Source organism: Ruegeria lacuscaerulensis (assembly GCF_013034685.1).
Taxonomy (GTDB): Bacteria; Pseudomonadota; Alphaproteobacteria; order Rhodobacterales; family Rhodobacteraceae; genus Ruegeria; species Ruegeria lacuscaerulensis_B.
The window spans coordinates 136,068-152,138 of sequence record NZ_WQGO01000004.1; the positions used below are offsets into that span (position 1 = coordinate 136,068).

Genomic DNA, 16,071 nt, shown 5'->3' on the forward strand with positions numbered 1-16,071 from the left:
AGCGCCCGACCCTGGGTGGGTGCTGCAAGCGCCCTCCCGGGGGGAGGGTCGGGCGCTACCCGGCGTTGCCGCCGGGCGGGTGGGTGCTGATGGGACCAAAATGCGCTATATCGTTGGGTTTTCGAAAGGTCTTTGATTTTTCGGGACGCGCCTCTCGATCCGAATTCTGGTGGATGTTTCTCGCGAGTTTGGTCGTCACTCTGATCTTCCAGATTTTCTCGGCAAGCCTCATAGTCGCGTCACTGGGGTCAAGCGCTTTGGCATCCGGTCCGCTAACGGCGGAAAACCTTCCGCTTGGCTTGATGGTCTCAGCTTCCGTTTTTCTCTTTTGTTTTCTAATGCTCCCGACGGTATCCCGAAGGTTCAAAGACCATGGCTGGCGAGGTGGCTGGTTCTACATTGCTGCATGGATAAACGGCGTTTCAGGTGCTGCCCTCACGATTTGCGCGATGCTTTTCCTGGCTGGGCGTGCAGAAACTGCCGTGCAAATCCTTGTTCCCGCCATGCTATTGGGCTTCATCCCCTACGGAAGCGTATTGTGGTGTTTCTGGATTGGGTTTGTAAAACCTGAGAACAGCTCGAATCGATATGGTTTGAACCCTGTTGGAGCGATCCCATGACCTTCTCTGACGCCATCCGCACCTGTTTCTCCAAGTTCTTCACCTTCTCGGGTCGCGCCTCGCGGCCTGAATACTGGTTCTTTTTCCTGTTCATCGTGATCTGGAGCCTCATCGCCGGGATCATCGACTGGCAATTCTTCACTCAGGTCGCCGTGACCGAAACCGAGACATCCAAATCCGTCACGGCCTCCTCCTCGGGGCCGGTGCAGACCATCGTCAGCCTGATCGTGTTCTTCCCGCATCTGGCGGTCGCGTGGCGGCGGATGCATGACAGCGGACGCAGCGGTCTTTATGCTCTGTTTCCGCTGCTCCTGATGGCCGGAGCCGTTGCTGTGCTGGTGTTCGGCATTGGAATGGCGTCCAGCTTCCAGCATGGCGGCAATCTGGATATCCTGTTCACCCGCGCGACTTTACTGATTGTTATACCCACACTTCTAGTCCTGATGATCTCGCCCCTCCTGGTGCTGTGGTGGCTGACCCGCCCCAGCCAGCCAGGCACCAACCAATACGGTCCCAACCCATATGAGGTAACCCAATGACCGAGCACTCGCCCAACTCCGCCTTTCATGCCTCAAGCTTCATGCAGGGGCACAATGCCGAATATCTGGAACAGCTATACACTCAATACACGCGGGACCCGAATGCAGTAGATGCGGCCTGGGTCGAGTTCTTTCGCGCCATGGGCGATGCTTCGCCGGATGTGCAGCGCGAGGCCGAGGGCCCGTCCTGGGCGCGCACTGACTGGCCGCCGATGCCTGCGGATGACCTGACGGGCGCGCTTACCGGTGAGTGGGTCGAGATCGACGCCAAGGCGGCGGGCAAAAAGATCAAGGACAAAGCAGCGGACAAGGGCGTTGCGGTCAGCGAAGATCAGATCAAGCGCGCGGTTCTGGACAGCCTGCGCGCACTAATGCTGATCCGGGCCTATCGTATCCGGGGTCATCTGGCCGCCAATCTGGACCCGTTGGGGATGCGTGCTGCGACCAACCACCCCGAATTGGACCCCAAGACCTATGGCTTTACCGAGGCCGACATGGACCGGCCGATCTTTATCGACAACGTGCTGGGCCTGCAGATGGCCTCGATGCGGCAGATCGTCGATATCGTGAAGCGGACCTATTGCGGCACCTTCGCGCTGCAATACATGCATATTTCCGATCCCGAACAGGCCGCGTGGCTGAAAGAGCGGATCGAAGGCTATGGCAAGGAAATCGCGTTCACCAAGGAAGGCCGCAAGGCGATCCTGAACAAGATGGTCGAGGCCGAGGGTTTCGAGAAATTCCTGCACGTCAAATACATGGGCACCAAGCGGTTCGGTCTGGACGGCGGTGAGGCTCTGATCCCCGCGATGGAACAGATCATCAAGCGCGGCGGCGCGCTGGGTGTGCGTGACATTGTTATCGGGATGCCGCACCGAGGCCGTCTTAACATTCTGGCCAACGTGATGCGCAAACCCTATCGCGCGATCTTCAACGAATTCCAGGGCGGCAGCTTCAAGCCCGAGGATGTGGATGGCTCAGGCGATGTAAAATACCACCTGGGTGCGTCCAGCGACCGGGAATTTGACGGCAACAATGTCCACCTGTCGCTGACCGCCAACCCCAGCCACCTTGAGGCTGTGAACCCGGTGGTTCTGGGCAAGGTCCGCGCCAAGCAGGACCAGCTGAAGGATGACGAGCGTACGGCGGTGATGGGCATTCTGCTGCACGGCGACGCGGCCTTTGCAGGTCAGGGCGTTGTGGCCGAAGGGTTCGGTCTATCCGGCCTTCGGGGGCATAAGACCGGTGGCACCATGCATATCGTGGTGAACAACCAGATTGGTTTCACCACGGCGCCTCATTTCAGCCGCTCCAGCCCCTATCCCACCGATATCGCGCTGATGGTTGAAGCGCCGATTTTCCACGTGAACGGTGACGATCCCGAGGCGGTGGTTCACGCCGCAAAAGTGGCGACCGAATTCCGCCAGAAGTTCCACAAGGACGTGGTTATCGACATCTTCTGCTATCGCCGGTTTGGTCACAACGAGGGCGATGAGCCCATGTTCACCAACCCGATCATGTACAAAAAGATCAAGACGCATAAGACCACGCTGTCGCTTTATACAGAACGTCTGGTCAAGGATGGCCTGATCCCCGAAGGCGAAATCGAGGATATGAAAGCCGCTTTCCAGGCCCACCTGAATGACGAGTTCGAGGCCGGGAAAGATTACAAACCCAACAAGGCCGACTGGCTGGACGGGCGCTGGTCACATCTGGACAAAAACAAAGAAGAGTATGTCCGGGGCGACACGGCGATCTCGCCGGAAACCATGGCCGAGGTCGGCAACGCTCTGACCCATGTGCCCGAAGATATCGCGCTGCACAAAACCGTCGGCCGACTTTTGGACCACAAGAAAAAGATGTTCGAAAGCGGCAAAGGGTTCGACTGGGCAACCGGCGAAGCGCTGGCGTTTGGCTCGCTTCTAACCGAGGGCTATCCGGTCCGCTTGTCCGGTCAGGATGCAACGCGAGGGACATTCAGCCAACGCCACTCGGGCTTTGTGCATCAGGAGACCGAGGCACGATACTATCCGCTCAACAACATCCGGGCCGGACAGTCGCACTATGAAGTGATCGACTCGATGCTGTCGGAATATGCGGTGCTGGGTTTTGAATACGGCTATTCGCTGGCCGAACCCAATGCCCTGACCTTATGGGAGGCGCAGTTCGGCGACTTTGCCAACGGCGCGCAGATCATGTTTGACCAGTTCATCAGCTCGGGTGAAAGCAAATGGCTGCGTATGTCCGGTTTGGTCTGTCTGTTGCCGCACGGGTTTGAAGGTCAGGGGCCTGAACACTCGTCCGCGCGTCTGGAACGCTTCCTGCAGATGTGCGGGCAGGACAACTGGATCGTGGCGAACTGCACGACGCCGGCGAACTATTTCCACATCCTGCGCCGCCAGCTGCACAGGACTTTCCGAAAACCGCTGATCATGGTGACGCCAAAATCACTGCTGCGTCACAAATTGGCCGTCAGCACCGCAGATCAATTCACCACCGGATCCAGCTTCCACCGGGTGCTGTGGGATGACGCGCAGCATGGCAATTCTGACACCAAGCTGGTCAAGGATGACAAGATCAAGCGAGTCGTTCTGTGTTCTGGCAAGGTCTACTATGACCTGTTGGAAGAACGCGACGCGCGCGGCATCGACGACGTCTATCTGATGCGGATCGAGCAATATTATCCTTTCCCCGCGCATTCGCTGATCAACGAGCTTGAGCGTTTCAAGGGCGCCGAGATCGTCTGGTGTCAGGAAGAGCCCAAGAACCAAGGTGCCTGGACCTTTATCGAACCCAACATCGAATGGGTTTTGACCCGGATTAAAGCCAAACATACACGGCCCCGCTATGTCGGTCGCGCCACTTCGGCCTCGCCCGCGACGGGTCTGGCCAGCCAACACAAAGCCCAACAAGAAGCGCTGGTAAACGAAGCGCTGAGCATTGAAGGAAAGTAATGATGACCATTGAAGTTCGTGTTCCCACGCTGGGCGAGTCGGTCACTGAAGCCACGGTTGCCACCTGGTTCAAGAAACCCGGTGACGCCGTCGCCGTTGACGAAATGCTCTGCGAGCTAGAGACCGACAAGGTCACTGTTGAAGTGCCCGCCCCCGCCGCAGGCGTGATGGGAGAGATTGTGGCGGCCGAAGGTGAAACCGTCGGCGTTGACGCGCTTTTGGCTACGATTGCAGCTGGCGAAGGCGCTGCCCCTGCCCCGGCGGCGGCAGCCCCGGCCGCAGCAGCAGAAGCTCCGGCAGCGAATGCTGCCAGCGTTGACGTTATGGTCCCAACGCTGGGCGAATCCGTGACCGAGGCGACCGTGTCCACATGGTTCAAGCAAGTGGGCGACGCCGTCGCGCAGGACGAAATGCTATGTGAGCTGGAGACCGACAAAGTCTCGGTCGAGGTTCCGGCCCCCGTCGCTGGTGTTCTGGCCGAAATCACCGCACCCGAAGGCACCACTGTGGACGCTTCGGCGAAACTGGCCGTTATCTCGGGCGCAGGTGCTGTTGCGGTTCCGGCGGCTGCTCCGGCAGCGGCGGCCCCTGCAGCTGCGGCCACGGGCAAGGACGTGTCCAACGCACCTTCGGCTGAGAAAGCGATGGCACAAGCCGGTCTGTCGGCTGATCAGGTCACCGGCACCGGCCGCGACGGCCGCATCATGAAAGAGGACGTGGCCCGCGCCGTGGCAACGGCTGCCGCACCCGCGCCTGCTGCCTCTCCGGCACCTGCCCCTGCGCCGCGCGCGCCTGTGGCCGCCGATGACGCTGCGCGCGAGGAACGGGTCAAGATGACTCGCCTGCGCCAGACCATCGCCAAGCGACTGAAAGACAGCCAGAACACCGCCGCCATGCTGACCACCTATAACGAGGTGGACATGACTGAAGTGATGGCACTGCGCAGCCAGTATAAGGACCAGTTCGAGAAGAAGCACGGCGTGCGTCTGGGCTTTATGTCCTTCTTCACCAAGGCCTGTTGCCACGCGCTGAAAGAAGTGCCCGAGGTGAACGCCGAGATCGACGGCACCGACATTGTCTACAAGAACTTCGTTCATATGGGCGTGGCCGCCGGCACGCCGACCGGTCTGGTGGTTCCGGTCATCCGCGATGCTGATAGCATGTCTTTTGCTGCGATCGAGAAAGCCATTGCCGAAAAAGGTAAGCGCGCCCGTGACGGCAAGCTGTCCATGGCTGAGATGCAGGGCGGCACCTTCACCATCTCGAACGGTGGTGTTTACGGCTCGCTGATGTCCTCGCCGATCCTCAACCCCCCGCAGTCGGGTATTCTGGGCATGCACAAGATTCAGGACCGCCCGATGGCGATCAATGGTCAGGTGGTGATCCGCCCGATGATGTATCTGGCGCTGTCCTATGACCACCGGATCGTTGACGGCAAAGGTGCGGTGACCTTCCTGGTTCGCGTCAAAGAGGCGTTGGAAGATCCGCGCCGCCTGCTGATGGATCTGTAATCATGGCAACCCATGTTCTCTGGCAGGCCGATGTGGCTGATTTCAACGCCTGGCTGACCGTGTTCCGCGAAGATCAGCCAATGCGCAAGGCGGCAGGTATCCATGACCTGCACGTCTGGCGCGATCCTGATCAGCGCGATCACGCCATCGCCATGTTTGAGGTGCGCGATCTGGACAAGGCCCGTGCTTTTCTGGATTCGCAGGAACTGGCGATGCACCACGAACGCGGCGGCGTGGCCCATATTCAAGTGAAACTGCTGAAACCAGTCTGATCTGAAAAAAACCGTGTGCGGGGTCAACTCGCACACGGGCACGCAAATACCCGTGAACCCAGCCTGCCTTCGCGCCCGGTGAATGGTAGTCGCAAGACCGGACTGAGATTGACAAAAGGATACCTATCATGTCTTCCGAGCTTTCGATTCTTGCCCTCTATGGCCTGGTGGTCATTATTGTGGTTTTGCTGAATATCCTGACTGCAATGTCTCAGGTCGGGTTGATGACGCTGGGCGGCGCACGCGATGACATGCCGCCGCTGACCGGCGCCGCAGGTCGGGTGGAGCGCGCTTTGGCCAATTCAGTCGTCGCTATGGCACTGTTTGCACCTGCCATTCTGATCCTGTCCGCCAAGGACGCTTTTACCGGCGGTACGTTGTTTGCCGCGCAGATATTCCTGATCGCGCGGATCGTTTTTGTTCCGATCTACGCGTTTGCCATTCCCGTACCGTTCCTGCGCACAACCGTCTGGCTGGCCGGATTTTTCGCAACGGCCTATCTATACCTCCAGGCGCTTTGAGGCGTTTTCGGCCGCGGCTTTGGCAACGCGGCCACTCTCAGGCCCTGCTAAAATCGGATAACCAAATGACCCCCGAAATCACAGTTCTGACCCTGGCCGCCTTGCTTTGGGCCGTTCAGTTCATTGCCTATCTTGCCGTCAGCCACGGCAAAATGGATGTGAACAAGGCGATCGGGCCCCGCGACACGGAAATTGAACGGCCCGGAGCCTCGGGGCGGATGCATCGTGCGCTCAGCAACCTGACCGAAGGGCTGACCCTGTTTGCCATCGCCGCCCTTGTGATTGCCGTGACAGGACAATCGACCTCATTCACCGCCGCTGCTGCCTGGATTTTTTTGATTGCACGCGTCATCTATGTCCCCGCCTATGCGCTGGGTTGGACACCATGGCGCACAATTGTCTGGCTTGTCAGCTTTTTCGCAACTGTCGCAATGCTGCTTGCGGCGCTGATTTAATCTTGCACCTCACGCTGGTATAAGAAGCCTACGGACCCGGGCGCATGCCCTCCCCCGAGAACAACAAAGGACCATTTGAATGGCAAACTATGACGTCATCGTAATCGGAGCCGGCCCCGGCGGCTATGTCTGCGCCATCCGTTGCGCCCAGCTGGGCCTGAAAACCGCCGTTGTCGAAGGGCGTGAAACGCTGGGCGGCACTTGCCTGAATGTGGGCTGCATCCCGTCCAAGGCGCTGCTGCATGCCAGCCATCAGCTGCACGAGGCAGAACATAACTTTGCCAAGATGGGTCTGAAGGGCAAAAGCCCCTCGGTCGACTGGAAACAGATGCAGGCCTACAAGGACGAGGTGATCGACGGCAACACCAAGGGCATCGAGTTCCTGTTCAAGAAGAACAAGATCGACTGGCTGAAAGGCTGGGGCTCGATCCCAGCCACCGGCCAGGTGAAGGTGGGTGACGAGGTTCACACTGCCAAAAACATCATCATCGCATCAGGGTCCGAACCGTCCTCGCTGCCCGGTGTTGAAGTAGACGAAAAAGTCGTCGTGACATCGACCGGCGCGCTGTCGCTGGGCAAGATTCCAAAAAAGATGGTTGTAATCGGCGCGGGCGTGATCGGGCTGGAACTGGGCTCGGTCTACAGCCGTTTAGGGGCCGAGGTGACAGTGATCGAATTCCTCAAGGAGATCACGCCGGGCATGGACCCCGAGGTTCAGAAAACCTTCCAGCGTATCCTCAAGAAACAGGGTCTGAATTTTGTCATGGGGGCTGCGGTTCAAAAGACCGAAGCCACCAAGACCAAGGCCAAAGTCACCTATAAGCTGTTGAAAGATGACAGCGAGCATATGATCGAGGCCGACACCGTGCTGGTCGCCACCGGGCGCAAACCCTTCTCGGACGGGCTGGGGCTGGACGCGCTGGGGGTTGAGATGACACCGCGCGGTCAGATCAAGGTCGGCAGTGACTGGCAAACCAACGTGCCCGGCATCTACGCCATCGGTGACGTGACCGAAGGCCCGATGCTGGCCCATAAGGCCGAAGATGAAGGCATGGCCGCAGCCGAACAGATCGCAGGCAAGCATGGCCATGTGAACTATGGTGTCATTCCGGGCGTGATTTATACTTGGCCCGAAGTCGCGAATGTAGGCGAAACCGAAGCCACGCTGAAAGAGGCAGGCCGCGCCTACAAAGTTGGCAAGTTCATGTTCATGGGCAATGGCCGCGCCAAGGCAAATTTTGCCGCCGACGGGTTTGTGAAAATTCTGGCCGACAAAGAGACTGACCGCATTCTGGGTGCCCATATCATCGGCCCCGCAGCGGGCGACCTGATCCACGAGGTCTGCGTTGCAATGGAATTCGGAGCCTCGGCCGAAGATCTGGCCCTGACCTGCCACGCGCACCCAACCTATTCCGAGGCCGTGCGCGAAGCGGCTCTGGCTTGTGGCGACGGTCCAATACACAGCTAGGAACCAAAAGCGCGACTTGTTCGTACAGCGTCGCGTTTCGTTTCAGCGTAAATCCTATTCAGCAGGCTCGCGATTGTGAGGCTGCTGAGTTTCCTGCCCGGCGTCTTGTTTACGTCGAATAAGATTCCATGCATCCCGGAAAGGCACGAAATACAGTCTCATACACGTATTTAATTCCTGGCCATTATCTTTCTCGGTTACACCAAATTTCACGTCACGATTATCATCCGGCATGACATATGTGCCGAACAACACGTCCCAAACCGGGAACATGAAGGCAAAGTTCTTGTCTAGATGATCCGGGTGACAACTGTGATGCACATGATGATGCGCCGGGGATGGGAAGACTTTGGACCAGACGCCCGGCCAACGCAGCCAAATATGGGAGTGCCGCAGATTGTAGCCCACGGCATTGAACAGGAACATCAAAAGCGGCACCCCAAGAACAACTGGGATATTCGGGTGATATCCCAATATACGGAAGGTAAAACCCGTTACGGCGCCACCCCCCAGACCAATAGCCACAAGGTAGAACAGATTGTCGATGGGGTGTTCGCGGAAGTTCGAGATTGGATGCATGACCTCGGCGCTGTGATGAACTTTATGAAACTGCCACAACAGTGGAATTTTGTGCTGTAGGTAGTGGCAGTAAAAGCCAATGAAATCCAACACCAGAAAGAGCACAAACATATAGACTATGGTGATAGTGGCCCCCACCCAACCTGTGAGGTGTTTGCCATCCTCAACGGTGGAAGGGTCAAACCCACCACTGGCCCAATAATAGGATACCGCCGCAGAGCCGGCCAGAAGACCTAGCAACAGGAAATGCCCAATCAGCATGTGGAAGAAGAAATATCTTACGTCCAGCCAAGCTGACGGATGTCGCCAGACTTTCTTTGGAAACAGAAACCCGAAGAACGTCGTTTCTCCGTCAACCTCTGAAGACACACGCCTTTTCCGGGCATAGATCCAGAACGCGATGAGGAAAGAAGTTGCCAGATATAGGACATAAACTCGGTTATCTGGGTTAAGCGGATACAACAACACGCTTTTTGCGTGAATTAGGAACTCTTGCCAATATGTTTGCAACTGCTGCATCTAAGCCTCCGGTTTCGCTCATCCTATTTTTGCGTCCGTATTTGTCCACCCGTGTGGCGATACCGTGAAATATTGTGGGCTGATCACCACATCGTTTTCTCGGCGCGCGCGCCCCATTCGGCGTCATAGCGCGCGCCGCCTTCGTCTCCGTTCGAAGCTTCGGCCAGGATCTCCCCCATCGTCGGAAGGGTGGCGCTTTCGTCACCACTGCGCCAAGTACGGGCCCGCATCAACGCACGGGCGCATTGGGTGTAGACCTCAGCGATGTCGATAACGATCACCGTGGCGGGGTGCTTGCCCTTTTTGTCAAACCGGGCGGTCAAGCAGGGATCCGCAGTCACGCGGGCCGTTCCGTTCACGCGCACCACGTTGTTGGAACCGGGCACTATGAACATCAGCGCCACGCGCGGGTCACGGACGATATTACGCAGGCTGTCCAACCGGTTGTTTCCACGCCAATCCGGCAGGGCAAGTGTCCTGTCGTCCAGCTCCAGAACCACCGGACCATCGTCGCCACGCGGGCTGCCATCCACACCTTCCGGCCCAACCGTGCTGAGGATGCACAGCCGCGAAGCCATGATCCATTGCCGGTAAAGCGGAGTCAGACGAGGCGCAACTTTGCGCAAAGATGGTGCCGCTGGCGTGCCATAGAGTGCCTCGAGCGTTTCGATATCGTCAATGTACTGCATCCAGGTCAAACCCCACTTCCTGCATCAACGCGTTCGAGCGCGTCTCGATCACCTCTTCTAGGCGGGCCAGAAACGGATCGCGGTCAACGCCGGGCTCGATCTGGTCAAGGAAATCGACGATCGCAAGGCCCGGCTTGCGCATAATGCCCGTGCGGGGCCAGAAAACACCCGCATTGGTCGCCACAGGAATGCACGGAAAGTTAAGCCCCTCATACAGCACGGCGGTTCCAACCTTATAGGGTTTGCGCGCGCCGGGCGCGACGCGCGTTCCTTGCGGGTAGATCACCAACTGGCCGGGTTCGGAAAACTCTTTGGCCACATCCTTGACCATCTTGGCCACCGCCGCGCCACGCTTGCCACGATCCACCGGGATACAGCCCAGCCGACGCGCATATATCCCGATGATCGGTGTCCACATAAGCTCGCGTTTCATGATGAACTTGGCCTGCGGCATGGCATTGAAGATCATCATAATATCAAGAAACGACTGGTGTTTTGCCCCAACAACCACTTCATCAACCGGTGGCGTGCCACGCACTTCACAGCGGATACCGACCATCCAGCTAGCCAGCCACATGGTGCTGCGCGCATAGGTCTTGCACGCCCGTCGCGCACCTTGTTTGGCAAAGATTGCATAGGGGGCGAACACGATCCCAAGAATCAGCATCCACACATAGATCACGATCATGAAGATAAGTGACCGAACCCATTGAACTGCCGCCATCACGAAAGCTCCTTCAATTTGCGCGTTGCCGCCGTCCAGGTCGCCAGAAAAGCCACGGCTGCACCGAGGATCGGGATCAGCGCCGGCAACAACCAGCCCAAACCGCGAAATCCCAGACCGGTCAGAAACCCTCCCTCATCCGAGGCTTCGGGCAATAGCAACACCCCGATCATACCGAACAGAACACCGACCACAGCCCCAAAGAAAGCGCGATAGGTGAAACGGCGCACAAAAGCATGGGCGATGAACCGGTCGCGGGCACCGACAAGCCGCAGAACCTCGATAATCTGGGCATTGGCCGCAAGCGACGCATTAGCCGCCAGAGTAATCATTGCCGCCGTTGCCCCTCCGATCAGCAGGATCGAGATCCAACCCAAACGCCGCAGTGACATGGCCGCATCGATCAGCGGAGCGCGCCAGCGGGTGTGGTCGTCCAGAACGGCGCCCGGTGCCTCGGCCCCCAGACGCAGGCGCAGACCGGCCACATCCATGCCGGGCTCGCCCTCGATAATCTCGATCAATTGCGGTACGGGCAGCGTGTCCAGTGGCAGGTCGGACCCGAACCAGGGGGACAACAACGCGATCTGTTCCTCGGCAGTCAACGCGCGCGCCGAAGCCACACCCGGTGTTTGTGACAACACATCCAACGCGGCCTTAGTCTGGGCCGCCATCTGATCAGCCGGGGCATTAATACGCAGGGTGGCCGCACCAGCCAGTTCCGTTGCCCATCGTTCGGCCAATCGGTCAGAGGCAAGCGACAGTGCCAGTGCAAACACCGCCAGAAAGGCCATCGCGCCGGACACGAACAGGGTCAGATGCGCCGTATACCCGGTCGGGGGCACCACCCGGTCGGCCCTGCTATCGGGCAACAGCATGTTGCGAAGACTGTCTTGCGTCACAGATCAGCCCCCGCCAGTTGCACGTTGCGGTGCGAAATCCGCAGAACCCGTGCCTGCACCTGGCTTTTGGCCGCCCGGATCAGGCTAAGATCATGGGTCGCGATCAGCACAGTTTTGCCCATCTTGTTCAACTCGACCAGCAGCCGCAAAAGGCGCTGCGACATGTCCCAATCGACATTTCCGGTGGGTTCGTCGGCCAGAACCACATCTGGCGACAGGATAACCGCCCGTGCCAGGGCGGCGCGTTGCCGTTCGCCGCCGGACAGCTCGGGGGGCAAAGCATCCTGCCGTGCGCCCAGCCCGACCCAGTTCAGCAACTCGTCCATATCCTCTTTCTGCGCTTTTTCACCTTTGCCGGACACCATCAGTGGCAGAGCAATGTTTTCCGCCAATGTCAGGTGATCCAGAAACCGGCAATCTTGGTGGACGACCCCAATCCGCCTCCGTAACAGAGCCATCTGATCCCGATCCAATTCCGCAACATTCTGATCGCAGGCAGTCAACCGTCCCGAAGTTGGCAACAATGCGCCATAGCAGAGCTTCAGTAACGTGGTTTTGCCCGCGCCAGACGGGCCGGTCAGAAAGTGGAAGGACCCCGGTTGCAGATGCAGGGACACATCGCTCAGCAATGCGTCACCACCATAGGTATAGCTGACATTTTCCAGCTCGATCACAGGGGCCCCCAGGTTGTTCACCGCCCTTCTTGCCCGAGCGCGGTTTATGTTTCAATCTCTGCACCGGGTCGAATTGGCGACACTTGTCGTGTGAAACCGAAAACACCCTTTGCGGTCAGGTCTTAACGGAATATCATTCCTGAAAAAACTATTATCGGGCCAATATTGTGGCCAGGAGGCAGTATGCGTCTTACATGTCCGAATTGCAGCGCCCAGTATGAGGTTCCGGACGAGGTGATCCCGGCAGAAGGCCGCGATGTGCAATGTTCGAACTGCGAAAAGACCTGGTTTCAGGCCAAGACCACCGAACCCGAACCTGACCCGGTTGTACCCGAGGTAGAGGCAAGCGAACAAGCGTCCGAGCCTCAACCGGCTCCGCAACCCGCGCCGCAGCCAGAACCCGAGCCGCAGCCTGCACAACAACCTGCGCCGCAGCCAGAGCCAGAGTCAGCGCCACCACAGCCAGAACCAAAGCCCGCGCCGTCGCCTCAGCCAGAACCGGAACCCCAACCCACACCTCAGGCGGCGTCCGTACCTGCGGATACCCCCACCGGCAGCCATGTCGACCCATCGGTCTCCAGCATCCTCAAGGAAGAGGCCGCGCGCGAGGCCGATCTGCGGGCGCAAGAGGCAGAAAGCCTTGAAACGCAGACCGATCTGGCCCTGACCCCGCCAGAACCCAAACCTACGCCGGAGCCTGAACCTGAACCCGATCCGGAGCAGGCGATCCGCGAACTGACCGCCACCGAGGCCGCCAAAGACCCTGCGAAAAAAGAAGATTTGCCGGACGTGGAGGCCATAAATTCAAGTCTGCGCAGCGACGAACCTGTTGCGAAAAAGAAGCCCAAGAAAAAGAAGAAAGAACAGGTTCAGCCTTTGCCCCGCAAGGCCCCCAGCGGCGGGTTCCGCCGCGGATTCCTGCTGATGGTCGTCATTGGCGTGATCCTGTTTCTGATCTACGGCAACGCGCAACAGATTTCCGAAGCTGTCCCTCAAGCCGATCCGGTGCTGGACAGCTATGTCTCGTTAGTTGATCAGGCGCGGCTGTGGCTACAAGCGCAGACCAGTTCAGGCGCGCAGTAAATCAGACCTTGAGAAATCAGAACCGTTCGAGCAGACGTTTGAGGTATTCAAGCTCAAGCTGCGGGCGGTCTGGTTCACCGGTCCGGCGGCGGATTTCATCCAGAAGCTCGCGCGCGCGGCGATAGACGTCCTCGCCTTGAAGCATGCCTTCATCGGTCGAGATTGACCCAGACGACCCCGGACTGCGCCCCAGCGGATCGCGGTTATTGGCCTGCATATCACCGTCCTGCGTGCCTTGACCCGGTTGGTTCTGCTGGTTTTGCGCCAATGCTTCGCCCAATGAGCGCATCCCTTCGCGCAGGGCCTCCATCGCCTCGGACTGACGGTCAATCGCCTCGGCCAGATCATCGCCGCGCAGGGCCTGTTCTGCATCATCCATGGCACGACCCGCGCGGTCCAATGCGTCACGTGCGGCATCCCCTTCGGGCGTTCCGCCACCCGGCAGGTTCTGCTGCTGGCGGCCCAATTCATCGCGCAGGGCCTGTTGCCGGTCCGCCAGCGATCCCTGACCCTGCTGGCCCTCGCCCGCCTGATCCGAGCCCTGACCCTGGCCGCCTTGTCCTTCATGGCTTTCGCCGCGCCCCTGACCACCGTTGCGGCCTTCATTGCCTTGGTTTTCACCAGCCTGCGCGCCCGGATTGAACTGTTCCTGCAAGTCTCGGAACGCCTGATCGCTCAGCCCCTGCTGTTCGCGCAGCGTCTCGGCCAGCCCTTCCATGGCCTGTTGGCCTTCGGATTGTTGGCCCTGACCCTGTCCCTGGGTGACGCGCATATTCTCCATCATCTGCTGGAATTCCTCCAGCGCCTGTTGGGCTTCGGCCATCCGGCCCTGTTCCATCAGCTCCTGAATGCGGTCCATCATGCGTTGCAGGTCGTCCTGCGTCATTTGCATGCTTTCGCCATTCTGGCCGGACTGCCGCTCTTCGCTATCCCCTTCCTGCGCTAGGCGCTGAAGCTGACGCATGTACTCGTCCGTGGCCTCGCGCAGCTCTTGCATCAACTCCGCGATTTCCTCATCTGTCGCACCATTCTGCATCGCTTCGGTCAGGCGTTCTTGCGCGCGCCGCATCCGTTCCAGCGCATCGGCCAGCGTTCCATCTTCGATCTGCACCGCCAGATCCCACAGGGCCTGCGCAATCTCGGCCTGCTGCTGAGGTTTCAGACCGTATTCATTGAAGGTCTCAAGCCGCCGCAATGTCACGCGCAGCCGCAAGTATGCGGTATCCGAGCGGAAGAAGCCTTCGGGAAGGTGCGACACCGCGCGCAACAGTTGGGAGACTCGCGTTGCGTTGTCCCGTGTCCAAAGCAGGTCGCGACGTTGTTCGATGATTGCCGCCGCCAGCGGGTCAAAGAACCTGCGCGCCGGCAAAGCGGTCATGTGGGGCTCAGACTGCGTTTCCTGATCAGCCGCATCCCGCGCTGTCAGGGTGATCTTGACCGGCAAATGCGCCCAAGGGTGCTCCGAGAAGTCTTCGATCAGGTCTTCGATGAAATCAGACCGGTCGCCGGTGATCGGCATCGGTAGTTCCACCGCAATCGCCTCGCGCGGTTCGGGGTCAAGCGTCAGGCCATAGCGGCGATCGACCGAGGCCAGATCAAGTTCGATCAGGGCCGAGCCCGATTCGACCCCATAATCATCCCCCGCCGCGAAAGGCAGCTTCATCCGGCCGCCCGCCTCGGACTCAGCGACGTCCGCGACGGCGATGTGGGGCGGCGTGTCCGCGATGATATCCAGCGCCCAGTCCCGGCCCGAGGGGCCGTCGATCTTCAGAACGCCCGATTTGTCGACAACGATTTCTTGTTCCGGTTCGGTCGCGCCTTCGGTGCCCAGAGGCGTGGTGGTTTCAGTCAGGCTATGCGCACCGACTTCACCATAAAACCGCAGAGTAATTCGGCTGCCCTGAGGAATCGACAAGGACGGGTCGGACTGATCGGCCAGATACAATGTCGGCAAACCGGTATAACGCGGAGGCTCGACCCAGCCTTCCCAACTCGGCCCTTGTCCTGCGACAGCGGCGCCGGGGGTCATCTCGGCTACCGAACCAATGCGCCAGAACGACCCGAAGAGGGTTGCGATCACCAGCGCCAATAGGGCCGAGTAGCGCAGGGCATAGGGATCACGATCCGCAAGCCGCAGGTTGGGCTTCACCGGCTCAGCCTGTGCGGCACGTGCGGCCATGCGGGATTGGTGCGCCTGCCACAACGCCACAGAATCAGCATCCATCGCACCAATGACCTGATCATCCATCAGGGCCTGAATCGGACGCCCCGGCAGGGTCTCATCCAACCGCATCAGCGCCTCGGCGCGGCTGGGGATATGGAATCGCCTTGCGCCAATGACCAGCGAGCCCAGCAGACTCAGCAAAGCCAGTGCGCCGACGATCCAAACGGTTTCAACCGTCACGAAATCCTGCAATCCCAGCATCAAAGCAGCCAGAATCGCCATCAGGATCGAGAAAAATGGCCAGAAAGCCCGCCAGACTTGCTCGGCCAACATCCCTGCATGGGTCAGCCAAAGGGACAGTCTAGGGATCGGCAGGGTCTGTTTAGCCATAAAGGCGGGC

Annotated in this window: 15 protein-coding genes; 9 read left to right on the top strand and 6 right to left on the bottom strand. The window is 59.2% G+C overall.

Annotated elements, in window-relative coordinates; all coding sequences use genetic code 11:
- The first annotated feature begins 89 nt into the window (after window positions 1–89).
- The 8 genes from GOV80_RS11750 (at window position 90) to lpdA (ending at window position 8,340) form a co-directional block, all read left to right on the top strand.
- Window positions 90–620 (top strand): DUF805 domain-containing protein, encoded by a 531-nt coding sequence (locus GOV80_RS11750; protein WP_170784908.1) that lies wholly within the window; start codon window positions 90–92, stop codon window positions 618–620.
- Window positions 617–1,159: a DUF805 domain-containing protein gene (locus GOV80_RS11755; RefSeq protein ID WP_170784910.1), complete on the top strand. Its 543-nt coding sequence runs from the start codon at window positions 617–619 to the stop codon at window positions 1,157–1,159. Before GOV80_RS11750 ends, GOV80_RS11755 begins: the two co-directional genes overlap by 4 nt.
- Window positions 1,156–4,113, top strand: a complete 2,958-nt coding sequence (locus GOV80_RS11760) for a 2-oxoglutarate dehydrogenase E1 component (RefSeq protein WP_170784912.1) — start codon at window positions 1,156–1,158, stop codon at window positions 4,111–4,113. The genes GOV80_RS11755 and GOV80_RS11760 overlap by 4 nt, the downstream gene beginning before the upstream one ends.
- A 2-nt stretch (window positions 4,114–4,115) precedes the next feature.
- Window positions 4,116–5,624 (top strand): 2-oxoglutarate dehydrogenase complex dihydrolipoyllysine-residue succinyltransferase, encoded by a 1,509-nt coding sequence (gene odhB / locus GOV80_RS11765; protein WP_170784914.1) that lies wholly within the window; start codon window positions 4,116–4,118, stop codon window positions 5,622–5,624.
- A gap of 2 nt (window positions 5,625–5,626) precedes the next feature.
- Window positions 5,627–5,896, top strand: a complete 270-nt coding sequence (locus tag GOV80_RS11770; protein ID WP_170784916.1) for a hypothetical protein — start codon at window positions 5,627–5,629, stop codon at window positions 5,894–5,896.
- 128 nt (window positions 5,897–6,024) lie between these two features.
- Window positions 6,025–6,417, top strand: coding sequence for an MAPEG family protein (locus GOV80_RS11775; RefSeq protein ID WP_170784918.1), 393 nt, complete (start codon window positions 6,025–6,027; stop codon window positions 6,415–6,417).
- A gap of 65 nt (window positions 6,418–6,482) precedes the next feature.
- Complete coding sequence (locus tag GOV80_RS11780; RefSeq protein WP_170784920.1) at window positions 6,483–6,872, top strand: MAPEG family protein; 390 nt, start codon at window positions 6,483–6,485, stop codon at window positions 6,870–6,872.
- 79 nt (window positions 6,873–6,951) lie between these two features.
- Window positions 6,952–8,340: a dihydrolipoyl dehydrogenase gene (lpdA, locus tag GOV80_RS11785; RefSeq protein ID WP_170784922.1), complete on the top strand. Its 1,389-nt coding sequence runs from the start codon at window positions 6,952–6,954 to the stop codon at window positions 8,338–8,340.
- A 54-nt stretch (window positions 8,341–8,394) separates the two neighbouring features.
- Here lpdA and GOV80_RS11790 read toward each other — a convergent pair whose 3' ends face one another.
- The 5 genes from GOV80_RS11790 to GOV80_RS11810 all read right to left on the bottom strand — a co-directional run bounded on the left by GOV80_RS11790 (window position 8,395) and on the right by GOV80_RS11810 (window position 12,424).
- Entirely contained in the window at window positions 8,395–9,438 is a 1,044-nt protein-coding gene (locus GOV80_RS11790; RefSeq protein WP_170784924.1) for a sterol desaturase family protein, read from the bottom strand.
- A gap of 83 nt (window positions 9,439–9,521) precedes the next feature.
- Window positions 9,522–10,127, bottom strand: coding sequence for a pyridoxamine 5'-phosphate oxidase family protein (locus GOV80_RS11795; RefSeq protein WP_170785476.1), 606 nt, complete (start codon window positions 10,125–10,127; stop codon window positions 9,522–9,524).
- The gene (locus GOV80_RS11800; protein WP_170772567.1) at window positions 10,114–10,854 is read right to left on the bottom strand and encodes a lysophospholipid acyltransferase family protein; all 741 of its coding nucleotides are present in this window, start codon (window positions 10,852–10,854) and stop codon (window positions 10,114–10,116) included. Before GOV80_RS11800 ends, GOV80_RS11795 begins: the two co-directional genes overlap by 14 nt.
- Window positions 10,851–11,726, bottom strand: a complete 876-nt coding sequence (locus tag GOV80_RS11805; protein ID WP_214648011.1) for a cell division protein FtsX — start codon at window positions 11,724–11,726, stop codon at window positions 10,851–10,853. The genes GOV80_RS11800 and GOV80_RS11805 overlap by 4 nt, the downstream gene beginning before the upstream one ends.
- 20 nt (window positions 11,727–11,746) lie before the next feature.
- Complete coding sequence (locus tag GOV80_RS11810) at window positions 11,747–12,424, bottom strand: ATP-binding cassette domain-containing protein (RefSeq protein WP_170785478.1); 678 nt, start codon at window positions 12,422–12,424, stop codon at window positions 11,747–11,749.
- 183 nt (window positions 12,425–12,607) lie between these two features.
- Here GOV80_RS11810 and GOV80_RS11815 point away from each other — a divergent pair, with 183 nt between their 5' ends.
- Entirely contained in the window at window positions 12,608–13,507 is a 900-nt protein-coding gene (locus GOV80_RS11815; protein WP_170784928.1) for a zinc-ribbon domain-containing protein, read from the top strand.
- A gap of 16 nt (window positions 13,508–13,523) precedes the next feature.
- On the opposite strand, the gene GOV80_RS11820 is transcribed toward GOV80_RS11815, so the two are convergent.
- Window positions 13,524–16,061, bottom strand: coding sequence for a TIGR02302 family protein (locus GOV80_RS11820; protein WP_170784930.1), 2,538 nt, complete (start codon window positions 16,059–16,061; stop codon window positions 13,524–13,526).
- Between the last annotated feature and the right edge of the window lie 10 nt (window positions 16,062–16,071).

Coding starts and splice junctions, on each gene's coding strand:
- GOV80_RS11750 (WP_170784908.1), top strand. CDS start 90: ATGGGACCAAAATGCGCTATATCGTTGGGTTTTCGAAAGGTCTTTGAT.
- GOV80_RS11755 (WP_170784910.1), top strand. CDS start 617: ATGACCTTCTCTGACGCCATCCGCACCTGTTTCTCCAAGTTCTTCACC.
- GOV80_RS11760 (WP_170784912.1), top strand. CDS start 1,156: ATGACCGAGCACTCGCCCAACTCCGCCTTTCATGCCTCAAGCTTCATG.
- odhB (WP_170784914.1), top strand. CDS start 4,116: ATGACCATTGAAGTTCGTGTTCCCACGCTGGGCGAGTCGGTCACTGAA.
- GOV80_RS11770 (WP_170784916.1), top strand. CDS start 5,627: ATGGCAACCCATGTTCTCTGGCAGGCCGATGTGGCTGATTTCAACGCC.
- GOV80_RS11775 (WP_170784918.1), top strand. CDS start 6,025: ATGTCTTCCGAGCTTTCGATTCTTGCCCTCTATGGCCTGGTGGTCATT.
- GOV80_RS11780 (WP_170784920.1), top strand. CDS start 6,483: ATGACCCCCGAAATCACAGTTCTGACCCTGGCCGCCTTGCTTTGGGCC.
- lpdA (WP_170784922.1), top strand. CDS start 6,952: ATGGCAAACTATGACGTCATCGTAATCGGAGCCGGCCCCGGCGGCTAT.
- GOV80_RS11790 (WP_170784924.1), bottom strand. CDS start 9,438: ATGCAGCAGTTGCAAACATATTGGCAAGAGTTCCTAATTCACGCAAAA.
- GOV80_RS11795 (WP_170785476.1), bottom strand. CDS start 10,127: ATGCAGTACATTGACGATATCGAAACGCTCGAGGCACTCTATGGCACG.
- GOV80_RS11805 (WP_214648011.1), bottom strand. CDS start 11,726: ATGCTGTTGCCCGATAGCAGGGCCGACCGGGTGGTGCCCCCGACCGGG.
- GOV80_RS11815 (WP_170784928.1), top strand. CDS start 12,608: ATGCGTCTTACATGTCCGAATTGCAGCGCCCAGTATGAGGTTCCGGAC.
- GOV80_RS11820 (WP_170784930.1), bottom strand. CDS start 16,061: ATGGCTAAACAGACCCTGCCGATCCCTAGACTGTCCCTTTGGCTGACC.